This window comes from Spongiactinospora gelatinilytica (assembly GCF_003236385.1).
GTDB classification, from domain to species: domain Bacteria; phylum Actinomycetota; class Actinomycetes; order Streptosporangiales; family Streptosporangiaceae; genus Spongiactinospora; species Spongiactinospora gelatinilytica.
Map to the genome: position 1 here is coordinate 1 of NZ_POUA01000494.1, position 4,633 is coordinate 4,633.

The window sequence follows — 4,633 nt, forward strand, 5'->3', positions numbered from 1 at the left end:
CGCAAGGGAGCGCTCTCCGTTACCGGTTGTGACGCCGGCGCGGACGGGCCAGGCGGCGGAGTTGAGTGATACGGGCGGTACCGAGCACCAAGGTGAGCAAGATCCCACTGACCATGGCGATCAGCATGTACCAGCGTGACTCGGACCGCTGAAAACGCCCCGCGCTCACCCGGCCGGCCCGCATCACAGCGCCAGGTCACGGCGGCGGAGCCCGTCCAGGCCCACCGCGGCCAAGCCCGCGGCCACCCCGCTGCGGACGACACTGGTACCTGCCGCCCAGCCGTCGCACCGGCCACCGTCATCAGCGAATCTGCATCGGCATCGGCATCGAGCGAATTCGCGTGCGCGATCACCGCCAGCTCTGCCAGCGCGGGAAGCCCCTCGTCCGTCGTTCGCTCACCAGCGGGCGCCGCCAACCACGACCCGGCCCGCTTCCAACGACCCGGCGCCTTCGACATCACCCGCTGGCCCCGCAGCGCCGAGCAGGGCCGCGCCCGTGTAGCCGATCGGGCGAGGCCCCCGATGGAGGCCGGCGGGCGTTCCGGGCGTGGGCGGCCTTGAAGGGAGGCATTGCCGGTGCAAGGATGAAAGCTGACGGAAAGGGGGACCGTCATGCTGCAGGTGAAGAGCACCGAGAAGCCGGACGAGCGCCGTGACTTCCCGATGGGACATATCGAAATCTGCAACCTGACCGGGCTGAGCTTCGGCGTGGCGACATTCGAGCCGGGCTGGCGGTGGTCGGAGTCCGTCAGGCCCATCGTGGGCACCGACTCGTGTCAGGTTCACCACCACGGGTTCGTGGTCAAGGGGAGGCTGCGCATCCGGATGGACGACGGCGCCGAGGCCGAGGCCGGGCCGGGCGAGGTGTTCGTGTGCTCACCCGGGCACGACGCCTGGGTGGTCGGCGACGAAGAGGTCATCGCCTACGACTTCGCGGGCGGCGCCGCAGAGTACGCCCAGGCGTAGGACCGCCCGGCCGGTTCGATCGGGGCGCGCCCGGCGAACGTCCGCGTCGGCCACGCCCCGTCGAATGTCCTGAAGAGTCCGGCCCGCGCCGGGCCGGATCCGGTTCCTGCGTGTCGATTTTGATGACCTGTCGCCTGCCTACTGTGAGTGACGAAGCGACGGCGGGAACCTCGTAAGGGGAAGATCTACCGCATCACCGAAGTGAACCCGGAAGAGCTCAGGAGACTTCAGGTCCGGGGCGCCTCGGACGAGGGCCCGACACAGGGAGGCGTGTACCCCGGTGGCCAAGGGCGCCATGTAGGTGAAGACGGTGACGACTCCAAGGTTTCCCGTCGCGGTCAGCGCGATGGCCGACACCACGTCCCGGCGCGTGAACACGCGGAGTTCACCGAGCAGGGAGCCGACCTGCGGCGCGGGTAGGCCGGGGACGTACCGCAGCACCATCATCAGGGCGACGGCGCTGAACACGGCGATCGTGGCGAAGGTGGCCCGCCAGCCGAGGTGCTGGCCGATGAAGGTGCCCAGCGGCGTACCGGCGATCATGCCCAGGTTCATGCCGAACGTCAGTCTCGCCACCGTGGATGCCTGCCTGCCCGGAGGGGCGGTGGAGACGGCGGTGGCGACCGAGACGGCGAAGAAGGTGGCCACCACCAGCCCGGCGACGAAACGCCCGGCCAGCAGGATCGGGTAGTTCGGGGCGAGGGCCGACGCGGTGTTCTGGGCGATGGAGGTGGCGATGAGCCCGGTGATGAGCGGCCGGCGGGGCAGCCGTGCGGTAAGCGTCGTGATCACCGGCCCTTCTGTGATCATTCCAAGCGCATAGGCGCTGACCAGCAGGCCCGCTGCCGGAATGGTGACCGACAGGTCGCGCGCCACGTCGGGCAGGATCCCGGCGATGACGAACTCTCCGGTGGTCAGGCTGAAGATCACCAGCATCAGCGAGAAGAGCAGAGGCGACATGGTTCGCTCAAACAGGAAGAAGACGCATGAGGGCGTCGCGCGGGCCTGCCAGGCGAGCGGATCCGGCCAGCCGGGTCATCCACCGGGACACGGTGACGATCCGCTGGGCCGCCGGGCGTCGCCTGGCGTCATAGGCGCGCAGCGCCGGCGCGACGTCGCCGGGATGTTCGCGCAGGCAGGCGGCTAGTTCGATCGCGTCGAGCAGCGCCTGGCAGGCGCCCTGGCCCAGAGCGGGGGTCATCGCGTGGGCGGCGTCCCCGACCAGTGCGACGTTCGCGGTGACGTAGGAGGTCAGCGGCGGTGCGTCGTACACCTCATGCCTCAGCACGCTGTCGTCATCGGCGGCCGCCAGCAAGCGGGGGATGGGGTCGTGCCAGCCGGCGTAGTGGGCGCGCAGGTCGTCGAGCGTCTCGCGGACGCCGGCGGGCTCCACGCCGGTGCTGATCGTCGACCGATCCACCTCCTCCAACAGCATCTCTATCAGCGCGACCCGCGACAGCATCCGGACGGGCGCTCCCCCCCGCCCTTCGATGCGCCCCAGCGGCAGATCGGCCAGGTGCCTGCCACGGGGTGTGCGGATCCGCGCCCTCCGGTAGGGGACGGTGCGCTCGCGCAGTCGTTCGCCCAGCCCGAGGGCGGCAAGGCCGGCATGCGCGTCCGGGCGGAGCCCGAGCGCTGTGCCCTCGGCGTTGATCTGCGGCCACCGCTCGAAGATGGAAACCTCCCAGCCGATTGCACGCAGCGCGATCGCGGCGGTGAGGCCGCCGACTCCGGCGCCGACAATGACAGCTCGTTTCATGTTCGTCCTCACACAAGGTGGTATCGCGGCAGTGGGGATCCGCGCCTGACGGAGAACGGCCCGTTGCGCGACTCGACCGCCGGCGGACCGGCGGCCAACGGCGGCAGGGCCAGCCTCAAAGGGCGCGCGGAAGCCGTCGCGAACGCCCAAGGGCGACCGTTCCCGGCCGTCTCGTCGCCCTGTCCGGGTGACCTGATGGCCTCGGTCTTGCGTGTCCCGCCTACGGGAGGGGCTCGTCGGCGAGGTACGGAGGGGCCGGGTCGTACTGGATCTCCCGCCGCACGGCGCGCGCGTGGTCGCGGCCGTGCAGCCTGCCGACCAGCCACAGCGCGCCGTCGATCCCGGCGGAGACGCCCTGGGTCGTGAGCAGATTCTCGTCCACCACATAGCGGGCGTCGCGGACGATGGTGACGTCCCCGCGCGCCTCAAGGGCGTCCTCGTACTTCCAGTGCGTCGCCACCCTGCGCCCGCGGGCGGGTCCGGCGGCGTGTAGCAGGAAGGCGCCCGTGCACACGCTCATGACCCAGGACGCCTGTGCGGCGGTCTCGGCGATCCAGCCCGTGACGGCGGGATTGTGCGCCTCGATCTCACGGGCCCCGCGACCGCCCGGTACCAGCAGGACGTCCAGCGGCGGGTGGTCGCCCAGGGTGCGATCGGGTCCCACGCACATGCCCTTGCTACAGCGGACGGGGTCGGGGTGCTCGGCGACGAGCAGCGCGGTGTCGGCGCCGCCGCGCAGGATGGCCGAGGTGGTGAAGACCTCCCAGGGGCCGGCGAAGTCGAGCTCCTCGGCGACGTCGAAGATCAGCAGTCCGTACGTGGTCATCGGTGTTCTCCCGTGGTGCTTCGGAAACGGTCGCGATAGTCGGACGGGGCCACCCCCAGGCGGCGGTGGAAACTGCGGCGCAGGGTCTCGGCGGTACCGAAGCCGTAGCGGCGGGCGATGACGTCGACGGGGTCGCCAGTGTTCTCAAGGGCTCTTTGCGCCGCCTCCACCCGCACCCGCTCAACGTAGGCGCCGGGCGGAACGCCGAGTTCGGCGGCGAAGCGGCGCTGGAGGTGCCGAGGGCTGAGCCCGGCGTGCGCGGCCAGGTCGGCGATGTCGTGCCGGGCTCCGGGGTCGGCATGGATGGCCGCCACGGCGTCGCGGACGGGATCGGTGGTCGGCTGCATCGACCACAGGCCCACGCCGAACTGGGACTGGTTGCCGGGCCTGCGCAGGAACAGCACCAGTTGGCGGGCCACCTCCAGCGCCACCTGCTGCCCCTGGTCCTCCTCCACGAGTGCCAGGGCGAGGTCCATCCCCGCGGTCACCCCCGCCGACGACCAGATGCGCCCGTCCCGGATGAAGATGGGATCCGGATCGACGGTGACCGCCGGGTACTCCCGCGCGAGCCGTCCGGCGCGGGCCCAGTGGGTAGTGACGCGCCGCCCGTTCAGCAGACCGGTCTCGGCCAGGAGAAACGCGCCGCTGCACACCGAGGCGACCCGGCGGGTGGTACGAGCCGCCGCGGTGACCCAGGCGGTGAGCCGGGGGTCGCGCCTGGCGGAGTACACGCCCATCCCGCCGACGACGACCACCGTGTCGAAGCCGGATGGCGGCAGCCCTGCCACGCCGTTCGAGGCGTGCAAGGGCAGGCCGCTCTCGGCGCGCACGCCTCCGGCCGCGGGGGCCACGATCGTGCAGTCGTAGCCTCCTGCCTGCTGGAACACCTCGTGCGGCCCGACCAGATCAAGCGACTGGAAGCCCTCGAAGATCACGAAGGCGATGCGATGTGACTGCACCCCTTCACGTTGCTCCAGGCGAAACGGTGGCGTCAACGACACGTATCCCACGATTCGCGCCACACAGACGGCCCTACGCCGCGCGCGAGGGTCGAATGGGGAGGCGTCATACCCGCCCACGGC

Annotated in this window: 5 protein-coding genes; 1 reads left to right on the plus strand and 4 read right to left on the minus strand. The window is 71.0% G+C overall.

The features are described from left to right. Window positions 1–612: 612 nt before the first annotated feature. Window positions 613–966 carry a cupin domain-containing protein gene (locus C1I98_RS35555; protein ID WP_111171691.1) on the plus strand — a complete coding sequence of 118 codons (354 nt, stop codon included), beginning with the start codon at window positions 613–615 and terminating at the stop codon, window positions 964–966. A gap of 138 nt (window positions 967–1,104) precedes the next feature. On the opposite strand, the gene C1I98_RS35560 is transcribed toward C1I98_RS35555, so the two are convergent. The 4 genes from C1I98_RS35560 to C1I98_RS35575 all read right to left on the minus strand — a co-directional run bounded on the left by C1I98_RS35560 (window position 1,105) and on the right by C1I98_RS35575 (window position 4,510). After that, window positions 1,105–1,926 (minus strand): MFS transporter, encoded by an 822-nt coding sequence (locus tag C1I98_RS35560; protein WP_111171692.1) that lies wholly within the window; start codon window positions 1,924–1,926, stop codon window positions 1,105–1,107. A gap of 7 nt (window positions 1,927–1,933) precedes the next feature. Then, window positions 1,934–2,725, minus strand: a complete 792-nt coding sequence (locus tag C1I98_RS45445; RefSeq protein ID WP_111171693.1) for an FAD-dependent oxidoreductase — start codon at window positions 2,723–2,725, stop codon at window positions 1,934–1,936. 220 nt (window positions 2,726–2,945) lie between these two features. Continuing rightward, window positions 2,946–3,551 carry a DJ-1/PfpI family protein gene (locus tag C1I98_RS35570; RefSeq protein WP_111171694.1) on the minus strand — a complete coding sequence of 202 codons (606 nt, stop codon included), beginning with the start codon at window positions 3,549–3,551 and terminating at the stop codon, window positions 2,946–2,948. Further along, entirely contained in the window at window positions 3,548–4,510 is a 963-nt protein-coding gene (locus tag C1I98_RS35575) for a GlxA family transcriptional regulator (RefSeq protein ID WP_111171695.1), read from the minus strand. The genes C1I98_RS35570 and C1I98_RS35575 overlap by 4 nt, the downstream gene beginning before the upstream one ends. Window positions 4,511–4,633: the final 123 nt, after the last annotated feature.